General features: G+C 61.5%; 11 protein-coding genes. 3 read left to right on the top strand and 8 right to left on the bottom strand.

Going from position 1 to position 22,359, the window contains the following annotated elements:
• Window positions 1-15: 15 nt before the first annotated feature.
• Window positions 16-1,014, top strand: coding sequence for an alpha/beta hydrolase (locus IEW73_RS01005; protein WP_229675630.1), 999 nt, complete (start codon window positions 16-18; stop codon window positions 1,012-1,014).
• A gap of 32 nt (window positions 1,015-1,046) precedes the next feature.
• Complete coding sequence (locus tag IEW73_RS01000) at window positions 1,047-1,676, top strand: alpha-ketoglutarate-dependent dioxygenase AlkB (protein WP_188669831.1); 630 nt, start codon at window positions 1,047-1,049, stop codon at window positions 1,674-1,676.
• 17 nt (window positions 1,677-1,693) lie between these two features.
• Here the strand turns inward: IEW73_RS01000 and IEW73_RS00995 are convergent, their stop codons facing one another.
• The gene (locus IEW73_RS00995) at window positions 1,694-1,987 is read right to left on the bottom strand and encodes a helix-turn-helix transcriptional regulator (RefSeq protein ID WP_188669828.1); all 294 of its coding nucleotides are present in this window, start codon (window positions 1,985-1,987) and stop codon (window positions 1,694-1,696) included.
• 123 nt (window positions 1,988-2,110) lie between these two features.
• On the opposite strand from IEW73_RS00995, the gene IEW73_RS00990 reads away from it, so the two are divergent.
• Entirely contained in the window at window positions 2,111-3,067 is a 957-nt protein-coding gene (locus IEW73_RS00990) for a sodium-dependent bicarbonate transport family permease (RefSeq protein WP_188669826.1), read from the top strand.
• 20 nt (window positions 3,068-3,087) lie between these two features.
• Here the strand turns inward: IEW73_RS00990 and IEW73_RS00985 are convergent, their stop codons facing one another.
• The 7 genes from IEW73_RS00985 to IEW73_RS00955 are packed head-to-tail and all read right to left on the bottom strand — an operon-like array spanning window position 3,088 to window position 21,756.
• Window positions 3,088-3,765, bottom strand: coding sequence for a hypothetical protein (locus IEW73_RS00985; RefSeq protein ID WP_188669824.1), 678 nt, complete (start codon window positions 3,763-3,765; stop codon window positions 3,088-3,090).
• Between the two features lie 25 nt (window positions 3,766-3,790).
• A complete protein-coding gene (locus IEW73_RS00980; RefSeq protein WP_188669822.1) occupies window positions 3,791-4,168 on the bottom strand; it encodes a PPOX class F420-dependent oxidoreductase in 378 nt (125 codons plus the stop codon).
• Between the two features lie 60 nt (window positions 4,169-4,228).
• A complete protein-coding gene (locus IEW73_RS00975; protein ID WP_188669820.1) occupies window positions 4,229-4,474 on the bottom strand; it encodes a phosphopantetheine-binding protein in 246 nt (81 codons plus the stop codon).
• Between the two features lie 26 nt (window positions 4,475-4,500).
• A complete protein-coding gene (locus IEW73_RS00970) occupies window positions 4,501-5,337 on the bottom strand; it encodes a siderophore-interacting protein (RefSeq protein WP_188669818.1) in 837 nt (278 codons plus the stop codon).
• Window positions 5,334-6,605, bottom strand: a complete 1,272-nt coding sequence (gene entS, locus IEW73_RS00965; protein ID WP_188669816.1) for an enterobactin transporter EntS — start codon at window positions 6,603-6,605, stop codon at window positions 5,334-5,336. Before entS ends, IEW73_RS00970 begins: the two co-directional genes overlap by 4 nt.
• Window positions 6,602-7,621, bottom strand: a complete 1,020-nt coding sequence (locus IEW73_RS00960; protein ID WP_188669814.1) for an ABC transporter substrate-binding protein — start codon at window positions 7,619-7,621, stop codon at window positions 6,602-6,604. The genes entS and IEW73_RS00960 overlap by 4 nt, the downstream gene beginning before the upstream one ends.
• Complete coding sequence (locus IEW73_RS00955) at window positions 7,618-21,756, bottom strand: non-ribosomal peptide synthetase (RefSeq protein ID WP_188669812.1); 14,139 nt, start codon at window positions 21,754-21,756, stop codon at window positions 7,618-7,620. Before IEW73_RS00955 ends, IEW73_RS00960 begins: the two co-directional genes overlap by 4 nt.
• Window positions 21,757-22,359: the final 603 nt, after the last annotated feature.

The raw sequence follows: 22,359 nt of genomic DNA, 5'->3' as shown, positions 1-22,359 counted from the left end.
TTAAGTGAGGTCCCTGTGACATCGCAGTCAAGGGTCACTACCCATTCCCGTGCGGCAATCGTGATATTCGCAGTGGTACTGCTTGCTCTGTGTACCGCCGCGTTCTCACTGCGGTCAGCGATGGCCTCGCCGTCTACCGCCTCGATCGCACGGGAGGATCAAATATCGGACGCACAGACTGACATCTACATCTCATCCCCCGCGATGCAGCGCACCATTCTGGTGCATGTTCTGCATCCATCGCATTCGGCACCGCGGCCATCGTTTTACCTGCTCGACGGGAACGAGGCGCGATATGAGCAAAGTGATTGGATCGCGAAGACAAGCATTGTGGAGTTTGCGTCAACCAAGAATGTCAATGTCGTCCTCCCAGCTGGGGGTGAAGGCAGCCACTACACGGACTGGCAGCAAACTGATCCCAAGTTTGGCGTGTACAAGTGGGAGACCTTCCTCGCTGAGGAATTACCTCCGATCATTGACGCCAGATTCAACGGCAATGGGCGCAACGCGATTGGGGGCACCTCGATGGGTGGCCAAGCCGCATTCACCCTCGCTACACGAAATCCTGAGCTATTCAGGGGTGCAATTGGAATTAGCGCGTGCCCGCTCGTCGCGCCTGAGCCTTATCAAAATTCGGTGCGCGCTGGCATCGCCTCTCGCGGTGGCGATGCCACCAACATGTGGGGACCCAGAGATGCCCCAGGCTGGTTTGAACACGACCCGGCGCAGAATCTCGATGCGCTACGTGGCAAGCCGATCTATCTCTATGCCGGTAGTGGCGCACCGGGCATTTATGAGACGCAAGTCGACGATGCGCAGGAGACCGTAACTGTTGGTGGCCCGATCGAGGCTGCCGCGCTGGTGTGCTCCACTGATTTCGCCGCACGACTCATCGACGAAGGGATCATCCCAACCGTCGATTTCCGGTCATCAGGAACGCATTCGTGGCCGTATTGGAACGATGCGATTCGCTCGGCGTGGCCCACCGTTGAAGCCGCGGTCGGGGGACCGTAAGCCCTCGTCTTTTTACCGCTACAATCGAACACATGTTCGCATCACACCAGGCTTCACTCTTTGACACATGTGGGACTGGTCCGAGCATCGGCGCACTTTCACACACTCGGCGAACTGACCTGGTCGGCGGTGCGTGGGTGGACACGCTCCCCACCTGGATTGCCGGGTCAGAGGACCTATTTTCACATCTAGTGACTACAGTGCCGTGGCGGGCGGAGCGTCGGCAGATGTACGACCGCGTTGTGGACGTCCCCCGGCTCGCCTGCTTCTACGAGCGCAGCGACCCACTTCCCCACCCCCTGCTCAATGAAGTGCGAGGAGCGCTAAACGACCACTACGCCAGTGAGCTCGGGGAACCGTTCGTCACCGCCGGAATGTGCTATTACCGCGACGGCGCAGACAGTGTCGCTTGGCATGGAGACCGGATCGGCCGCAGTAAAACCGAGGATACGATGGTTGCCATACTGTCGCTCGGCGAAGCCCGGCCGCTACTTCTCCGACCAAACGGCGGGGGACGCTCACTTCGGTTCCCAATCGGCCACGGCGACCTGCTCGTTATGGGCGGTTCATGCCAACGCACGTGGGAGCACTGCGTACCCAAAACAGCACGGCCAGTCGGCCCACGCATCAGTATCCAATTCCGGCCACGCGACGTTAGATAATCCCGAAGCGGAGCTTGTCAGGATTCGCGCGCGAGCACGTCCAACAGTTCGCCAACGAGCCGCTCGTGTTCCAGCTCGTGGCGAAGATGCTTCTCCTGGTTAATCACGTAGTCATTTCGTCGACCGATTCGCGTGCGTGTGACGTAACCCTCACTGATGAGGTCCGAAAGGATGCTCTGCGCAGCGCGCTCTGTGATGCCGACTGCTTGCGCAATATCCCGCATGCGCATCCCGGAATCGCGTGCGATGCAGACCAGTACGTGCGCATGGTTCGTTAAGAAGGTCCAGTTTCGCTGCGACTCCGCTGCCATGCCTTCCTCCCGTCGATCCTGGACCTAACGCTAACGCATTTCGGGCACGAAGTGACAAACCATCCTCACACGATCTATATTACCGGAAGTGTATTTCATGTATTAGAAGACAGGATAAAGCGCGTGCCAATCGATGTGCTCTCCGCTAACCTCGCCTCTCCGGCACTCGGGTTCTTCGCCCTTGGCGTCATCGCGACCCGAATGAAGTCAGACCTGTCGTTCCCCGAACAGGCGGCAAAAGCCCTGTCCATCTACCTCCTCATCGCGATCGGCTTCAAAGGCGGAGTGCAACTGCGGGCCGAAGGCATCAGCAGCAGCCTCGCCCTTGGCATCGGTGCAGGACTCTTCCTCGCTGTAACCCTGCCCCTGGTGGCATACCTCATCCTGCGGTCGTTCACACCCGTCAGCCGGATCGATGCCGCAGCCGTCGCCGCACACTACGGATCAGTCAGCGTCGTCACGTTCGTCGCAGCAACCGCCTTCCTCAGCGCGATGGGAGAATCGAGCGAGGGCTTCATGATCACCCTGCTCGCAGCGATGGAAGTCCCCGCGATCCTTATCGGCATCTACCTCGCCCGCCGCGGTGGAGGTAGCACCTCGAACCATCGGTTCATGGATACCCTGACGCACGGGCCCATCGTGTTGCTCATCGGCGCAGCCGTGGTCGGTGCCGCAACCGGAGAAGCCGGGATGGCCCAACTTGAAGGCTTTCTCGTCACTCCATTCCTCGGCGTACTTGCGCTTTTCCTCCTCGACATGGGCATCATCGCGGCCCGTCGACTCGGCGAACTGCGGCAAGCCGGGCTACGGTTGCTCGCGTTCGGAATGGTGATGCCCCTGATCGGTGGTACCGCTGGTGTACTGCTGGGAACGGCCATCGGCCTATCCGTCGGTGGTGCCACACTGCTCGCGGTGCTGGGCGCGAGCGCTTCATATGTCGCGGCACCTGCAGCCATACGAGAGGCCGTCCCCGAGGCCAACCCCGCCCTCTCGCTCGGCCTGGCCCTCGGCGTCACGTTCCCCTTCAACCTCATCGTGGGAATCCCGCTGTTCTACACCGCCGCACAGTTACTCGCGTAACCAACCATCATGGACCTGTGTCACGCACGGCGCTGCCGCAGGTCCGATGGGTGGAAACGAATTCCGCAGGCGAACGCAACGATTCCGGAGGCAAGGGCAACAACCGCGATCCAATCCCCTGTTGGCAACCAGATAGCTAGCCCCAGAAGTACTGCTTCGGTAGCAACGGCGAGTGCTAACGCAAAGGCAACAGCATCATCGGGGCGCAGGCGCAACGCAATGTTGCCCAACACTACGGCGACGGCACTAATGCACCCCCCGACAATGAGCCCCAGCACAACGGCGAACATCGTTTCGCCTAACGAACCACGCCCCCACGCAACAAGGCCGAGCCCGAATGCGGCACCTGAGGCCAGTGTCGTGGCAACCACTCTTGATTGCCACGGCTTTTCCTCTGCAACATTGATCTGCAGCGGAGGCCTCGTGATGGTCGCAAATATCGGAGTGGTGAGTGCAGCGCCGAGCCCCAGGGCGAGGGCGCCGCTCGGGTCCCACACCGCTGCAAGTACCGCGACGAGGAGGAATACACCGGCCACCCCGAGTGCGCTTGCAATTCCTCGTCGCCACCGCATCGCTCGGACGATGGCCTGGCAGACTAATCCGATCGCCGCACCTGCCATAAGGCCCAGTGCGACAAATCCCGTTACTTCACCGAGTTGCACAGACCCATCGTTTCCGATGTTGCTCGGCTTCGCCACCGCTGCGCGAATTACACCTCATCGCCTACACAGTCACCGCGAGTCCAATTGTGCCGCGCTTGCCTCGACGTAACAGGCTGGCGTTGATCGCCACAGTCCCCGTGATTCCGTATTTCCGTTTGATTGCTTTCCGAACCAACGCGGTGCCGTCGTCATCAAGGACCTCCGCGTGCCCTTCGACGACCGGCCCCGACGCATTCCCCCGCATGTCGCACTGTTGGATTGTGACTTTGGGGTTTTTTCGGACGCGCTTTACCTTCCACGAGTCCGTCACAGTCCACACCAGGAGTCGGTCACCATCGGAGGCAACCCACACAGGTGTAGCTACGGGTGTCCCGTCCTTCCGGAAAGTCGTCAAGGACACATATTTTGCTTGCCCGAAATGGTCGAGATCAGATGTCATGGGTGCTCTCCTCAATCCGGCCGGTGCGGTATATGAAGACTACGGGAGGACACCGACTAACTAGGCTGCTGGTTCAAAAAGCGCGGCGAGCCACGAGTCGAGCGTGGGATCTGTTGCCAGAGTGACAAAATCGATGTGTTCGAACCCTGCTTCTCGCCACTTTTCTACGAGCGCCATGGTGCGGAGCGAGTCCATTCCGGCGTCCGACAGGTTGACTCCGTCGGGCAGATCCGCAGGGGGCATCCCCAATACGTGCGCGATGTCATTGAGGGCGTCTTGCCTGTTGTATTCGTGAGCAACTGTCATGTGAGTTCTCCGTGGTCGGTTGTGGTCTAGTCGTGATCATCGAAGTCGGTGACGCCGCGTTTCCAGTACCCGGTGATGAGGTGGTCGCCGCGCGCGGACTTCGCTTCGGCCCGCACCCATCGACGCAGTGGCTTAATTGAGCCTGCTTCACCTGAGATCCAGATGTAGACACGTTCTCCGGCGGGCAAGTCGATAGCTCGTACGGCAACCTCCAGCAAGTCTGTGGTTCCGGGGGCCGCGTCACCGCGGTGCAGCCATTGCACGACCACACCTTCTGGAGCATCGAGCGTGACTTCTTCGCTGGCGTCAGCAACTTCGATGACAGCCCAGCCGCGTGCACTTCTGGGCAGCATTTCGAGCCACCGAGCAATCGCAGGCAACGCAGTGATATCGCCAGCGAGGAGGTAGCGGTCATAACTATCCGGCACTACAACGCCTCCGGGAGGGCCAGCGATGTGTATGCGCTCACCCGGTTGCACTGTGGCTGCCCACTCGGACGCCAACCCGCCGGGGTGAAGAACGAACTCAATGTCGAGTTCGTTGGCATCGCGGTCGAAGCGTCGAACAGAGTATTCGCGCGAGATGGGTCGTGGCGCTGTCCACCGCAGTGAGAGTCCGTCACGTTCGGGAAGGTTCAGCGCGCCTGTGTCATCGGGGAAGATCAACCGAAGGTGCTCATCGGCCACATGGGAGACGAAACCTTCGAGCTCTGGACCGCCAAAGGTGATCCGGACAAGCCCGGATCCCACCGGAGCCCTTCGCACTACTTCGAGTTCGCGCAACCCGATGGGATAGGGCACCTTGTCTGAGTGTGTGCTGGCGAGGACCTCGGCGAGGCGCTCGTGATACATGGCTAGGTTCATTCTTGAGTGCTCCTGGTGGTTGATGCAGATACTGTTTCGTCTCCGGTGAGGGCGCCGACCGCGCGGAGATTGCGCATCGATATGAGAAGGGCCAACCCCAGCACCGAACCGAAAAGGCCGTAGACGAGCAGCGCAGTTCCTGGTGCGAACACGGTGCCGAGTGTGCCGGCGACGAGGGAGCCTACGGCAGCGCCAGCCACGCCTTGAACCATGAGGAGACTGGAGACGCGTCCCCGCATTTCTTCAGCTGCATTCCTTTGGAATACCGCATACTGCAAGATCTCTTGGATAGCGCTGGCCAGACCGTATGCAGCTAGCCCAAGGAACGCGACCACCGCTGTTTTGGCGAAGCCGAATACAAGTACACCAAACGGCATCGCCGCTACAGCGATAAGCAGCCACAGCCCCGCACGTTGGGTGCGCCCCGTCCAGCCGCTGAGCAGAGACCCGAGCACCGCTCCAACGGCTGGTGCCGCGTAGAGAACGCCGAGCACGCGTGGTCCCGCCTCCAATTCGATGTCAACGAATGCGGGAAGCAAGACGAGCGGGCCGCTGATCACCATCGCGAGAAGTCCGGTGAGAAGTACAGCACGCAGAATCTGGTGTTGCGCCGCGTAGTGCAATGCCTCGCGCAGCGCCTGCAGTGGTTGAGTTGCTCCCCCACCGGGTGGTGGAGCGGGGCCGACGCCTTGAAACAGCAACACCGTCAGCCCTGTGGCGGCAGCGGCAGCGAAGTACGTGGTGGCGACGCCACTTTCCGCGATCACGATTCCCGCAATCGCGGGCGTAATCATCAGGCCTAAATCAGTGGTGAGCGCAACGAGTGCGCCAGCTGCGGCCAACCGGTCGCGCCCCACAAGCGAAGGCATGAGTGCCATCAGTGCGGAGCCGCTCACCCCACCTGCGGCCCCGTCCACCACGGCGACGATATAGATCACCCACAGTTGGGGTTCGGGCATGAGCGCGTTGACACCCAAAACCACGAACCCCAGACCCGCGATGGCGCGAGCCCACTGGATTGTGCGACTCCGATCAGCCCGGTCGGCAATCAGTCCTCCGCTTAGGCTGCCGACGCACAGTGCCACCGCCATCGTTGCTGATACTGCTGCAACGTGGAGGCTCGACCCGGTGAGCTGATAGACCTGCATCGGAAGTGCTACGAGGAGCAAACCAATTCCGAGCAGCGACACGAGCCGCGCGGTGAAGGCATACCGGAATGGGCGGCTGTCCCGCAGCGGGGACAGATCGACGAACAGGCGACGGATCATCCGAACTGCGCCTCAACGATGTCGAGTGTGTCGATGGCGAGACGGTAGTCAGGCCGGAAACTTGTTGCGGGCAGGTCGTATACGTTGCCGTTCTGGAACGCAGGTAGGCGTGCGTAGATCGGGTCATCGGCGAGTTCCTCAGCGGTGCGGCCGCCATCAAGTGCGATGACAAAAACTACTGGTGCGTCCGCAGCTTGTTCGAGCCGTTCTAGGCTGAACTGGAAGCTGTCACCCGTGCCATATAGCTCTGGGTTTCCTGCTTTGTCCCATACGTCAGCGTCTGCTTCGAAACCAATTTCGTTCATCATTTCTGGCAGTGCCGCAGTGGCTGAAATCATTGTCACCGTGCTCGGGTCCGAGGTGGTGAGAATGTATGCAACCTGACCATCGGGGGGTGTGATAGCGGATGCGACTTCGTTGATCCGGTCGCGGTAGCTGTCCATGATGGTGTCGACCTGGTCAGATCGGCCCACTGCGTTGGCCACAAATCCCAGTTGTTCTTGCCAGTCAGCAGCTGAGGCAGGAACGAGGACGGTGGGTGCGATTTCTGCGAGCTGGTCGTACGCCTGCTCTGAGAGGACGCCTGTGAATCCTTGGCCACCACCGATGATCAAGTCGGGGTCGTAGCTTGCGACAACTTCGACGGGGATTTCGGATGCAGCCGGAAGGACTTCGGTGCCCTGGTCGGTGGCCGACTCTTCAAGTGATGGTGGGAATTCGCCGCCGTCGGTGTTCACACCGATCATGCGGGTGTCTGCCGCGACCACGGGAACGTCGAGGTCGAACAGGTAGCCTGCGAGGCTGCCGTTGAGAACAACTACGCGCTGCGGATCGGCTGGGACCGTGATCGGTCCCTGCTCGGTTTCGACGGTGCGCGTCTCTGCCGAATTTGCGCCTGATTCTGTGTCACTGTCGGCACCGCACGCCGCCCCTGTGAATACAACGGCGAGCGTGGCTGCGGCGACCGCGGTCTGCCGCAACGGACGCCGCACTCGGCCCCAGTTGGTGGTTTTCATGCCTTGTTTCCTCTTTCTTCGGAAGGCAGGTGCTGTGGTAGCACCTGTTGTTCTGCACGGCCATCGAGGTGCGCCGCTAGTTCTGCGGCCGACGGGTGCGCAAGCACTGTGCGGACATCAAGCGGTCCGCATTCTCGGTTGAGCTCCCCGACAAGTCGCATCAGCGCGAGCGAGTCGCCGCCGACTTCAAAGAACCCGTCATCAGGGTCCAGGCCGGTCGTGTCGAGTACACGTTCAAATACCGCCAGCACTCGTTGCTCGGTCGCGGACCGGGGTGAGCGCGTCATCGACACTGCGGGTGGTTCCGGCAACGCTGCTCGATCGAGTTTCCCGTTGACCGTCAGCGGTATCGACGCCACTTCGACGAGCACCGAGGGAACGAGTTGCGCCGGTAGTTCGCTGCGCAACTGTGCACGAACAGTCGCGGGGTCATAACCGGCACTAGTGACGACGTAACCAATCAACTTGGTTACCCCAGAGTCGCTCCGGCGCACGTCCACCGCTGCACGTTGGACTCCGGGGCTCGCTGTTAGTGCGGCTTCAATTTCGCCGAGTTCGATTCGAATGCCGCGGATCTTCACCTGCCGGTCGGCACGCCCGAGGTATTGCAACTCGCCGTCGCAGCGACGTAGCACCAAGTCGCCCGTGCGATACATGCGAGAACCGCAGTTGTACGGATCAGCTATGAATGCGCCCGCCGTCAGACCTGGCCTGCCGAGGTAACCGTGGGCGATGCCATCACCGGCGAGGTACAACTCCCCTGCGGCACCGTCCGGCACTTCACGCAAGCCGCTGTCGAGCACCCGGGCGGTCGCGTTCCGTACAGGGCGGCCGAGGCACGGGGTGTCGCTTCGCCGTACCGCGGACCCCAGCGCGTTGATGGTGAACTCGGTGGGCCCATATAGGTCGTAGCCGTCTACCCCGGCTTGTTCGCGGAGGCGACTCCACAAGGACTGAGGCACGCTTTCACCGCCGAGCATCACCAGGGCGGGGTGTCGTTCACCGTCGAGTAGGCCTGCTGTGAGCAGTTCGGCCGCGTAGGTCGGGGTCACGTTCACCACGTCGATCCCGACTTCACGGTAATGCCGCACGAGCGCGACAGGATCGAGCCTGGCGTCCTCGTCAATGACATGGACTTCATGTCCGGCGAGCATCCACAACAGCTCTTCCCACGACATGTCGAAAGAGAACGACACCGTATGGGCAATGCGTAGGGGTGACCGTGCAGCGGTTCGGACTGTGGGGATGAAGATTTCGTCGCGGTGGTTGTGGTACATCGCCGTCAGTCCCCGGTGCCCCACGACAACTCCCTTGGGACGACCTGTTGTGCCGGACGTGTAGATCACGTACGCGGGTTGATCGGCGAAGGTCGGCCCGCTTACGGCGTGAGAATCCACGACGGGTGCAGGAACAGTCCCATCGAGTATTTCGGTGATCTCCGGGTCGTCGATGACAATTCGAACCTGAGGCTCGGCAGTATCGCCGGTGAACAACGGTGCCCGAGTGCCACTTTCAATCAAGCACATCGCCCCGCTATCGGCCACGAGTTCGCGCCGACGGGCGACCGGATGTGCCGGGTCAAGTGGCAGGTAGGCGGCACCCGTTCGCAGGACCGCGAAGATGGCAACCACATGATCAGCGGTGCGCGGCAAACTAATTGCCACAACATCGCCGCTGCCGATGCCGCCGGATGCCAGCACCCGGGCCAACCGGTCAACCCTGGTGTCAAGTTGGGCTGCCGTCAGTCGGATCTCACCGCATACGAGCGCCAGTTGGTCCGGCGTACTCCCCGCACGTTCACGCAGCAGCGCATCAACGCTGCCTTCCCGCTCTCCCGGTTCAGGCACAGGCACGCGGTCCAGGTCCGACGGCACGATCGCAGGCCCGGTATCGGCAACCACTGTTACTCCGCGGGCGGTTGCGGGCTCGGCTAGTCGGTTTAGCGTCGCGGCGAACTGTGAACACAGGTGCGCCACAGTTGATGCGGGGATGAGGTCGTCACGATGTTCGACCGTCACGTGCAGTGGTCTGTCGCTGTCACCAGGGTCGACGTCAATGGTGATGGCGTAATGCGTGGCATCAGCTGACGCGGTGGCTGTGACACCGCTTGTCGCGAAAGCTGACAACCTACCTTCCTCATCGCGTGGCAGGTTCCGGAAAACATACAGGGTGTCGAACAGCGTTGAATAACCTGCTGATCGCTGAATGTGTCCGAGGCCCAAGTGTTGGTGTGGTGTTAGTGCGCCTTGTTCCTGGAACACACGTCGCAGCAGATCTGTGAGCCGCTCACCTGGTTTGCCCTTGACACGGATTGGGAGGGTGTTGAGCAACAACCCAATCATCCGGTCTGCCCCTTCGACATCCGCGGGTCGACCTGACACGGTTGCACCGAACACAACGTCATCGCTGCCTGTCAGCGTGCGCAATGTCAACGCCCATGCCGTGGCCACGACGGTCGACAGTGTGGTCCCGCAGTCGCTTGCGAGACGACGCAACTGGGCTGTCGTGTCTGCCGATACGACAACAGGGGATTCCGAGATTCGACTCTCCTTCACCTGACTGTCGGGAGTTCTTTCGCCCGCGAGCAGCGTTGGAGAAGCCAAGTCTGACAAATAGTTTCGCCACGCAGATTCGGCAGCAGCACGGTCGGCGCTCGCAGCCCACCGCAGGTACTGACGGAAGTCCGCTGGCTGAGGCAGCACGTGGTCGAGAGCCTCAAGTTCCACACCATCGCGGGCACGTTCGTACAGCGCGAACAGTTCGGCGAAGAGCAATCCGTGCGACCATCCATCGGCGAGGAGGTGGTGATGGGTGACGATAAGTTCCGAACGCCCATCGGGTCCACGAACCACCGCAACTCTGAGAAGTGGAGGATCAGCGAGGTCGAAGGGTGCCGCATACTCCGCCGCAGCGACTTCTGCTGCGAGCCTGTGGAACTCTTCGCCATACTCAACCTCCCGGTACGGGACTGTCGCTTGGCGGGGCACGAACTGAACCGGTTGGCCACCAGCGAGATTGGTGAAACCTGCCCGCAAGTTCGGGTGGCGTTGCACCAGAATCTGTGCCGCTGCCTGCACTGCGTCGCCCGAAACCTGTTGGTCGCTGGCAAAGGTGAAGCGATGTTGGACGTGGTAGGCATCGGCCGCGGCGTCTACGACAGACTGGTAGTACATGCCTTCCTGCAACGGCCCCAGAGGCAGCGCCTCGACCCAGCCCGGACTCACTGCGTCGAGGTGGCGTCGCATGCTCTCGTCGAGGGTGACGAGGGGGGCATCCACTCGCTGCAGTGTCGGAGATGTATCTGTTGACACGGGCACGGCGGCGGCTGCGAGATCAGCCAAGGTCGCCATTTCGAACACATCGGCAACGGACAGTTGGAGTCCTCGTTGCCTTGCTGCGGTGACCAATCTGATCGACGAGATGCTGTCGCCGCCGAGTGCGAAAAAGTTGTCATCTGGGCCCGCGCCACGGCTGCCGATCACGGAATCGGTGATCTCGCACATGAGTCGCTCGGACGCCGTGGTCGCTCGTCTGCCGGAACCGGCTGGGCCTGGCTCGGGCAACGCCGACCTGTCAATTTTGCCGTTGAGCGTTGTCGGCAACGCTTCGAGCACGGTGATGACCGCGGGCACCATGTATTCGGGAAGCGCAGCGGCGACCGCGGCCCGCACACCATCGGGTGTTGGCGCGGAACCCGCTTCTGGAACCACGTAGCCCAGTAGTTGGCCCGCACCACGCGAATCGGCGCGGACGGTTGCCACTGCCCTCGCGACGCCTGGAGCGGCAGAGAGCGCCGACTCGACCTCCCCCAGTTCGATCCTGAACCCGCGTACCTTGACCTGGTCGTCGGCGCGGCGCACGAAGTGCAGTTGCCCATCACGGACACGCACGAGATCACCCGTGCGATACAACCGCTCACCAGGCACCGTTAGGTCGGCGATAAACCGGCTCGCCGTTAATCCGAATCGGCCGCCGTATCCCCGGGCAACTTGGTCGCCACCCAGATACAGCTCACCGACGGCTCCTGCTGGAACGTCGCGCAGGTCGGCATCAAGCACGCGAGCATGGACGCCCGTCCAGGGCTGGCCGATCGTGACGGGTGCACCGCTGGTCAGCATCGATGTGGTGGCCCAGACTGTGACTTCGGTTGGGCCATACACGTTGCGTGCGCTTGCGCAGTTCGCCACAAGTTGAGAAGCAAGATCGCTGGGGACCGCTTCACCGCCAACGAGTGCGCGCACACCTCCTAGTTCGCCGCCAGCGCTGTGCTCGATCAGACCACGCCACAACGACGGGGTGGCCTGCAAAACTGTCGCCTGTTCCGCCGCGATGAGGGCCAGCAGAAGTTCCGGGTCTCGAACCGTAGTGCGATCCGCGAGCACCACAGTCGCGCCGATTGTCAACGGGCACAACAACTCAAGAACGGCGATATCAAAGGACACCGTGGTGACGGCGACGATTCTGTCGTCTGAACGAACCCACCCATCACCTGTGACCGTTGCGGCGAACGCCTCGAGGTTCGCAGTTGTGATCTGAACACCCTTGGGACGTCCAGTTGATCCTGAGGTGTGGATGACGTAGGCAAGTCCGTCACCAGGCGCGGGCGGTTCCGGGAGAACACCTAGCGTCGGCATATCGCCGTCGACGAAGACCAGTTGTTCCCCACCGCCGGACGGCAACCGGTCCGCATGCTCGCTGGTGGTGAGAACACACACCGGATTGGTGTCCGCGATCATGAACGCCAAGCGTTGCTGTGGGTAGTCGATATCGAGGGGAAGGTAGGCGGCTCCGACTCGAAGAACAGCGAGCACACCAGCGATCAGGTCGGTGGATCGCGGGAGAGCCACCGCAACAACGCGTTCCGAACCTGCCCCGGACTGGTGCAGCAGCGAAGCAAGCTGATCAACGCGTCTATTCAGCTCGGCGTAGGTCGTCGCGGTGGTTCCGCTCCGAATCGCTATGGCGTTGGGAGTGAGCTCGGCCTGGCGGACGAAGTCTGCGATCACACCTGCGCCGCACTTGCGTGCCGCCGACGGCGCGACCGCAGATTCCCCCAACGTGATCTCGGCGATCGAGCCCGCTGGCGATTGCACCATCTGGTCGAGCATGCGCACGACACCGTGGACGAGGTTCACGACCGTACTGTGGTCGAATAGGTCTGCGTCAGCGACGATACGCAGATGCGCAGCAGGATCAGATGCATCGGTTGACTCGTGTGAATCCGCAAGCCACACAGCAACATCGAATCGCGAAGCAGCTACCGGGGGCACAACCGGTTCAGTGGCCAGACCATGAAACGGCAATGCAGGTTCGGGTTGTTCATGCGCGACCAGCGTTTGGAAAAGCGGATGCCGCGCGAGTGAGCGGGGTGGAGAAATCGCCTCCACCACTTGCTCAAACGGCACATCTTGGTTCGCCAACGCACCCAACGCGGCCGATCGCACCCGGTGCAAAAGCTCGGCCACCGATGGTCTCCCGCTGAGGTCGCAGCGCACCACAAGGGTGTTGACGAAGTAGCCGACTGTGCCGGTGAAGTCTGGACCAGACCCGGGTTGCAGTCCGCCAGCACGGTGTTCAACCAAACTGCCCAACGGGATGTCTGTGCCCGCGCCGAACGCCTGCCACGTAGCCGCGACCGCTGCTTGGAGCACCATCAACGGCGTTACCGCGTACTCACCGCACAGCGCGCCGATTGCGGCACGGGTGTGGCCTGACAGCGGAATCGACACCGCTGTACCTCGGTACCGAGGACGGGTGGGACGCGGCCGGTCTGTGGGCAGATCGAGTTCGGCGGGAAGCCCTGCCAGCGTTGTGCGCCAGTACTCGACCTGGGTGCGGTAGGAGCCTGCTTCAATCCTGGATTGTTCGCGTGTCGCATACAGGCGATAGTCCGGCGCAATGGCGGACCATTGTGGCGTCTCACCAGCCGTCCTGGCGTTGTAGGACGCGGCGAGGTCAGTGCACAGTGTTGCGATCGACCCAGCATCGACAGCGATGTGGTGCACAACGATCACGAGAACGTGCTCGCCGGGATTGGTAGCGAGCAGCGTCGCGCGTGCGGGCATCTCACGTGCGAGATCGACTGCTTGCGCTAGGCAGGAAGCTATCGCAGCGTCAACGGTTTCGACATCGGGTTCGATGCTTCGGATTCGTAACGCAGGCACGCTGCTTGATTCGACGCTGCCTGGTTCGACCGTGGACAGTGTCGGCGCACCGGTTTCGTCCTCGGGGTAGATCGTGCGCAACATGGGGTGCTTGCTGAGCACATCGCGCCACGCTGCGGCCAGCGCCGCGGAATCAAGATCCCCAGTCAACCGCCACAGGACGGGAATGTCGTAGGTGGTTGACGGCCCTTCCAGCCGGTGTAGGAACCACAGTCGTTCCTGCGCTGGCGACAGAACGTCGCGCGCCTCAACGCTGTCCGCCATGCGGTGTTCAGGCAGTGGTGCCTCGAGTGGAGCCGCTCCGCTCATTCGCCGGGCGAGCTGCCGAGGCGAGGGAGCTTCGAAAACGTCGTCCACGACAGCGGTGTGGCCGAGACGGCGCAGCGCACCAATGAGCCGGACCGCACTCAGTGAATGGCCGCCAAGGGCGAAAAAGTCGTCGTCGGGGCCTACATGAGCAGCGGTGAGCACCTCGGCCATCGCGGTGCAGACAGCGGCGATCGCTGGCTCGTCGTCGAGACTAACTTCAAGTGGTGCGTACGACACGTGCGTAGGTACAGGCAATGCCGAGCGGTCAATCTTTCCGCTCACAGTCAGCGGCATGGATTCGAGGATCATGACCGTGGACGGCACCATGAACTCGGGCAGCGTCGCTCGCACGCGCTCACGGAGAACTTCGCTACTGGTGGACATTCCAGTGTGCAGCACGACATATGCGACGAGGCGCTGGTCCCCCGGCACATCCTCCCGCGGGATAGCGACAGACTGTGCCACCGCCTCCTCGGTGAGGAGCGCTAGCTCGATTTCCGCGGGTTCGATGCGCTGTCCGCGGAGTTTGACCTGAAAGTCAGCGCGCCCAACGTATTCGAGTTCACCGGCGGCGGTCCACGTCACCCGGTCGCCCGTGCGGTACATCCGCTTGCCTCGTTCGAAAGGATCAGCGACAAACCGCTCAGCGGTGGTGGCGGAGCGTGCCACATAGCCGCGTGCGAGCTGATTCCCAGAGAGGTACAGCTCACCGGCAACACCTGGGGTTACCTGTTGGAAGGCGTCGTCGAGCACGTACATTCGCATGCCTGGGGCGGGCAACCCTAAGGGCACCACCGGCGTGTCCAGCCCTGATACTTCGCGGCACGTGACGTCGACTGCGGCCTCGGTTGGGCCATAGGTGTTGAAGACTCGAGCCCCGGTTGTGGCGGCTACACGCTGTGCAAGTGCCGGTGACAGTGCCTCGCCCCCGGAGTAGACGCGTCGGAGTGACGGCACACTCCCCGGCTCGATCTCCTCGGAGAACAGCGCCAGCATCGACGGCACGAACTCTGCGGTGGTGATGCTATGGGCACGGATGAGGTCCACGAGCGCGGCGGGATCCCAGTGTGCGCCGTCGCGGGCAATCACAAGTTTCGCCCCAGCAAGGAGTGCGCCGAAGATCTCCGCGACGACGACGTCAAAGTTCAGCGCCGACTTGAACAGCACAATGTCGTCAGCTGTGTAGAGGCCAGCGCGCTGCACCCAGCGCATACGCTGCACGATCGCCTCGTGCGACACCGCAACGCCCTTGGGCTCACCGGTGGAACCTGAGGTGAACATGACGTACGCCGTATTGGTGGGACGGATCGGCGCTCGACGTTCATTGTCGGTGATCGGATCAGCCGAGTAATCATTGAGTTCGACGTTGTCGATTTCCGCTGCCGTGAGCACCACCGAGGGCGCGGTCACTGCGAGCATGGCGTCGATGCGTTGCGTCGGCAGCTGCGGATCGAGCGGCAAAAACGCAGCCCCGGCCTTGCTAATCGCACACACAGCAATGACAAATTGTGTGCTGCGACCAACCGCGATGGGGACCACAGATTCTGGTCCAACACCCTGATCGACTAACCAGCGGGCCAACCGATTGGCGCGCGCATGTAGTTCGAGGTAGCTGAGAGTCTCGTCACCGTAGGCGAGAGCGGGACGGTCTCCGTGTTGTGCAGCGACGGTTTCCATCCAGTCAGCAACAGTGTAACCAGCAGTAATGCCGTCTATGTGGATGAGTTCCCCAGGAGTCACCGCCGGGTTTGCGGCCAGGGCAGTCAAGATCTCTGCCAGCCTGCTTGCGAAGCGTTGTGCTAGCCCCTCGGGCATGCGTTCGGTGTCGTAGGCCAGCAGCAATTCCAAGTGATCCGCCGGGGGCGCGACCAGTGTCACCGGGTAGTGCGTGAGACTGCGGTTGACGAACCGACTGACGCGAACTTCGTGCGATTCTGGCTGGCGCACACCGGCGCCGGGAAAATTCTCAAACACCATGAGGGTGTCAAACAGTTGCCCGAGGCCTGCCGCCCGCTCGATCTCAGCCAGGCTCACATGCTCGTGTTCCTGCTGTTCCAGTCGGGTGTGTTGCAGTGTCGCGAGCTGCTCGCACAGTGGCACAGCCTGGTCCAGGTGAACCCGAACAGGCACCGCATTGCTGAACAGGCCGACGGTGCTTTCGACACCACGCAGGTCTGCTGGTCGTCCGGAAACGATGGCACCAAACACCACATCGTCAGAGCCAACGTGTTCGGCCAGCACCATTGCCCAAGCACCTTGAACGATCGTGTTTTGGGTGAGCCCGGCTGACCTTCCGAGCGTTTCGAGGCTGTTGACGGTGTTCGGCGCCAGCTCGATACGTTGCTCCGCAGTGGCACCCGCCCCAACTCGGCGCCCGATCATTGTGGGCCCCGCAAGCCCAGCGAGCCGTGTGCGCCACGACTCCAGCGCTACCTCGAAGTCTTGCTCACCACGCCACGCAAGGTAGTCGCCGTAATACCCCGGCGTCGCCAAAGCGGCATCATCACCGTGGTACAGAGCGAGCAATTCGCGAAGAACAATAGGTGTCGACCAGCCATCAGTCAGCAGGTGATGCGCATTCAGAATGAGTCGGTGCTCACACTGATCCTCACTACCTGGCATACGAATCAACAACGCACGCAACAGCGGTAACGTTTCGACGTCAAAGACGTGGGAAGCTGCTTCCGTTTCGAGCCGCGCTGCGACACGCTCGGCAACTGATGGGGGCAGAGCGGAGACGTCTTCATACCGCCACGGCACCGTCACGGTGCGCGGAATCACCTGCACGGGGTAGGGCAACTCTGCGTAGTGGAACGCGGCGCCGAGGTTGCGGTGCCTTGCTACTACTCGATCAAACGCGGCTGTGAGCCTGTCCTTGTCGAGCGAACCAGTGAGATCAAGCCGAGCGGTTAGCGTGTAAGCATCGTCGTCCCCGTCGCGGAGTGCGTGATAGAGCAACCCTTCTTGCAGCGGTGACAGCGGCAACACATCAGCTAAGGGCCCGTGACTGGCTTCGAATAGGTCAATGGTGGGTTGATCAATGGTCACCAGTGGGCAGTCGATCGGAGTGAGCCCACCCGGTGCTAGATATGCGTGCGCGGCCAGCGCTTCGAGAGCGTTCTGCCAATGGTTCTGCAACGCAGCAAGTGCACTGTCGTCCACGATCCTGCTCGCGGCAGTCCACTCGACCGCAAGTTGCGGGTTACCGCCTTGTTCGCGGATGAAGGCGTTCAGTGCCAGCACTTCTGTGAGCGCTTTCCCGGCGGGTTCGATTACCGCGAACGCATCCTCGTCGGGAAGGTGCCAGCCCGGCCCTGGAGCGTCGGTAAACCTACCCAGATAGTTGATCAACACCTCAGGTTCAGGCAAGGCACTCAGTGCGGGTGCTGATTCCGGGTCGAGCCATCGGAGCACACCAAACCCGACACCTGAACCGGGCACTCGTCGGCGCGCTTCCTTCACAGCACGTAGCAACTGTCCGGCTGCGGTTCCCCCGGCGAGCGCATCATCAAGCGCCTGCGGATTGTTAATTGCGTGCATCGGAAGTCGGACGGGGAACTCGCTTGTGAACCATCCGATGGTTCGCGTGAGATCGAGTCCTGTCTCGTCCATTTCGCGTCCGTGGCCTTCGACAGTGACAGCGCAATGGTCAACAGCGCAATGGTCGAGTCTGCGCTCCTGTGTCCGCTCTTGTTGCCACGACCGAAGTGTCAGAAGCCAAGCGGCAAGCAGCACTTCGTCGGCGCGCACGCGGTATGCGTCAGCCAAGGTGGTCAGCAGTGCTGACGTGACACCTGTTGAGGCAATAGTTGTGCTTCGGTTCGCTGTGGCAGCAGTATCTATCGCAGGGTCGAGGCGACGAGTTCCCAGCAGCGGAGTTGCTGCTTCGAGCGTGGATGTCCAGTACGGCAACTCTGTGCGCCGGGCGCCTGAGCGACCCTGTTCGTGAAGAAGTTGGGCATGGCGCCTCCACGATGCGGGGACCGGATCAAGCCGCGGCGTCTGTTGCGTAGCCGCACAGGCTTTATAGAGGTCCGTCAGCAGGATGCGCCAGGAGACGCCATCGATGACGAGGTGATGGGCGACGATCACAATGTGGCTGCACTCATCGTTTGGCACCTGCACCAACACTGCCCTGACGAGTGGGCCACCGATAACATCGACCAGAGCTGCTTCATCTGCCGCGATCTGTGCGATCTGGTTTTCGTCGTCCAGGATTCGTTCCGCCACGGCGACGACGGCAGAAGACGATTCTGGAATCACCAGGGCGTCCTCGGTCTTGACCAACCGCAGGGCATCATGATGCTGCACAACCGCTGTCAGGCCCGCTCGTAATACATCAGCAGAAAGTCCACTGTCTACGCGCAGAGACGTCCACTGGACGTACCCGGCTATCGCGGCCAACTTCGCGTTGCGGCGCAGTAATGCCTGCACGATGGGAGGTTCCGGGACTTCCCCCGTGCCATCACTAGCTGCCGTCACCGCATCCGAAGCGTCGCGTGCTGTCAGGGTCGCAGCGATCGTGCCGAGCGGCCGCTGCGTGAGCAACTGCTTCGGCTGCAACACGTACCCGCGCGAGCGGAGCCGACTGCTCACCGTGATGGCGCTGATGCTGTCACCACCCGCGGAGAAAAAGTCATCGTCCACACCAACAGTGCCGGAATTTAGCACCTCAGCCACTACCTCACACAAGGCTAGTTCTGCGGCGGTACTGGCCTGCGGCCCAGAGGCGCCAACAAGAGGAGCAGGCAGCGCTGAACGATCGGCCTTTCCGTTGTCGGTCATCGGAAGTTCATCGATGACAACCAGCGACGAGGGCACCAAGTGATCTGGCACTGTTTCTGCGAGCATCGCCCGCAACCGGACCGTATCGGGAAGGTTTGCGCCTGGGTCTGGGACAACATAGCCGACAAGGATGCGCGGTTCGTTGCGGACAGTCGCGGCAGCAGCACGAACGCCGGGCAGGCGCGTCAACGCGGCTTCAACCTCGCCAAGCTCGATGCGGTATCCGCGGACCTTGACCTGTTGATCAGCGCGACCGAGATACTCGTATCCTTCGCCCGGGATCCACCGGGCAAGATCGCCGGTGCGGTACATCCGTGAACCGGGCTTCCCGAACGGATCTGCCACAAACCTGTCTGCGGTCAGCGCCGCGCGCCCAAGGTAACCGCGTGCAATGTTGGGTCCCGCAAGATACAACTCCCCTGTCTGGCCATCCGGAACTACGGATAGGTCAGCATCAAGCAGGTACGCACCCGTGCCGGGCAGCGGACAACCAATGCGTGGCTCTGCGCCTGGCCGCAGTGAGCCGATTGCGTCGACCGTGGCCTCTGTGGGTCCGTAAAGGTCAGCTACCGGAATGTTGGCGTCGATGAGGCGCTGCCACAGTCCTGGTGGGGAGGCTTCACCGCCAAGGATGAGTAGCGCTGGCGGCCTGTCAGCTAGTCCGCACTCCATAAGTGCACCAGCCATCGACGGGGTGGTGTCGATGACATCGATGCTGTCATCACGGAACGCGGCAATGAGTGCGGCGGCATCGCGCTGCAACTCAGGGCCATACACGTGGACGTGGTGACCATCGAACAGCCAGAGCAATTGATCAATCGACGCGTCAAAGGCAAAGGATGCAGTATGTGCGGTCCGCAGTGGTCGTCCGCCACAGCGTTGCACCGTCTCGGCGTACAGTCCCCCGCGATGCCCAGCCAGCAATGCGGCGAGGCCCCCATGATGCCCCAGTACGCCTTTCGGTTTACCCGTCGATCCCGATGTGTAGATGACGTAGGCGAGCTGATCACTTGCCGCGCCCCATTCGTCGCCTGTCGGCACATTGCTGGGCATTGCGGACACAGCACTACGCGTGTCTGGTGCGTCAATGTCCACCAGCACCGCGGTGCCTGCCAGCTCGGCGAGTTCGTTGTTGGCGATAATGACTGAGGGCTGCGCATCGACGGTGATGTCTCGTAACCGCGCAGTCGGTTGTTCAAGGTCGAGGGGCAAATACGCTCCGCCCGCACGCAGGATAGCCAGCACGGCGATGACGAGGTCAGCGTTCCGAGGCAGGGCAATACCAACAATCGTTTCGCGTCCGACGCCTTGACTTCTCAGGTAGCGGGCCAACTGATATACCCGCGCGCCGAGCTCTGCTGCGGTGAACTGTTCGTCGCCACTCGACAGGAGGGTGCGTTGTGGCTGCTGCGCAACCAGTTGGTCGAACACGTCGGGAAGCAACTCGGCTGGCCGTGCTACTGGTGCGCTCGCTCGCGCGTGCAGCACCCGATCGGTTTCCTCGGCCGACATCAGCGGTAGCGCACCCACTTTGGTTGCGTTCGCTGTGAGCGTCCGGACGATCTGGGTGAGGGCGTCCATCCGCCACTGCACTGCAACCGCATCGTTCGTGCGGGCGTCGGCTTCAAAGCCCAACTGAACTGTGCGATCAGCGCCAGGAGTGACCGTCAGTCCAAAGTCCTCTGGAGGCCCACCAGCTACGTTGCGGAGAACACCCCGGGCGCCTGCAAAGTCCAGGGCCATATCGAATGCCTTGAGGTTGACGCCCACTCCGTGGAGCAAGGCGCCGCACCCTGGGAACTCGCGGATGAGATCTTCACCCCGATAACGCTGGTGCGCTCTCATGTCACGCAGCGCCCCCGCCACTCGTTGCGCGAGATGACCTAGTTCGTCGTCGCTACGCACGGTGACCCGCAAGGGCAGCACATTCACCACCATCGCCGGAGTGGTGAGCGCGAGCCGACCCGACCTCGCCATGAGAGGTAGGGCGATAACGACGTCGGAGACCCCCAACAGCCGATGAAGGAACGCGGCGTACCCGGCGATGAGCATGTCGGCCCACGTCACACCAAGGTGTTGTGCTTGCTGACGGAGGTCGTCAAGGAACTCGCCTGGAAGGATCGTGCGCGCTTGCACTGTGGCTTCGACCTGGCCGCCCAGCGGGACGGTACGTCGTTCCATCGGCGGCAGCGGTGTGAGTACACCACGCCAGTACTCGCGATCACGCTCGAATTGTTCACTTGCGCGGTAGGTTTCGTCGTCCGCTACGAGTTCAGCGATGGTGCCAAACGGAGCAGTCGGCACTGGGGTGTTTCGAACCAAACCGGTGTAGTGGGCGGCCACTCGGCGAGACAGCAAAGCCGCACTGTATCCGTCAACAATCAGGTGATGGTAGAGCTGGACGCACCAGACTTCGCAGTCGGAAAGACGGATCAAGAGATACGTATACAGCTGCCGGTCGACCATGTGACGGCAGTGTTCGGCAGCGCTGCGCCGATGGTTCTCCACCTCTGCGTGCGCTATTTCGGTTGGATTGGAATGCGCCCGCAGATCGACGATCTCAGCGCTAACCCCGATGTGAGAAACAAACTGGCGTGGTCCGTCCGAGGTGTCGACGAATCGAAGTCTCATCGTTTCGGCTTCAGCGACGGTGCGTTTAATTGCCTTGGTGAGCACTGTGACATCAATCGGCTCTGATCCAGTGATTTCCAGGACTTCGCCGACGAGATACCGGTCAGACTCCGGATCAAGTTGTTGCGCATGCCAAATTCCGCGTTGCGCACCAGTGAGTGGCCGCAAAGTGGAATCGGTTACCTCGGCACTTTCGACATCATTGTTTGCTGTGTCGGTGACCGAACCGACTGCAGTGCTAGTCATCAGCTAAATACCCCAATTGCTTTCTGGTCCCATCCGTCTGGCAGCGGCAATCCTTCGGGGGCCGGCTGAGATGACGACGCGCCCACTTTTCGATCCGAATGATCTAATCTCGGTATTGACTCCAGCGGGGTTGACATCCGTGGGGTTCAGTTGCGCGGCAACGCAATCAAGGCCGCCGAGGCAGTTCAACGCGCGGCGCATAGCCTTCAGCGTTGTTGCGTGCATGACTCATCCCCCAGGTTGTCCGATTTGTCCAAGTGATTTGGTTAGCCTTACCAAAGTTAACACCCTTGGGTTATTTTTCGGTCGCCTCACTCTGTGATCTACGCCGCACGAGCGACCCAGTGAGTAGCCAGAAGCGCCAAACCCGGACAGAGCGCGCCCAGCATTCGCCAGCGGATCGCAGTCCATTCATTCCCGGCGAATGAGGCTGTTTCAACCGCTAACAGGTGAGCTCTATCGCGACCGAACCCAGAGTGGGCCGCGTTGCCCATAACGCGAAGGCTGCCAAGTTAACCCCACCAAGCCAGACATGACCGATTGGTGATCGTGCGCCAGATCGAGTAAACCTGACAATAGTTTTCATTAAAGAATATGTTCGAT

The sequence above is a fragment of the Hoyosella rhizosphaerae genome (genome assembly GCF_014643175.1).
Lineage (GTDB): Bacteria > Actinomycetota > Actinomycetes > Mycobacteriales > Mycobacteriaceae > Lolliginicoccus > Lolliginicoccus rhizosphaerae.
This window is presented reverse-complemented; position numbering and strand designations above follow the sequence as displayed.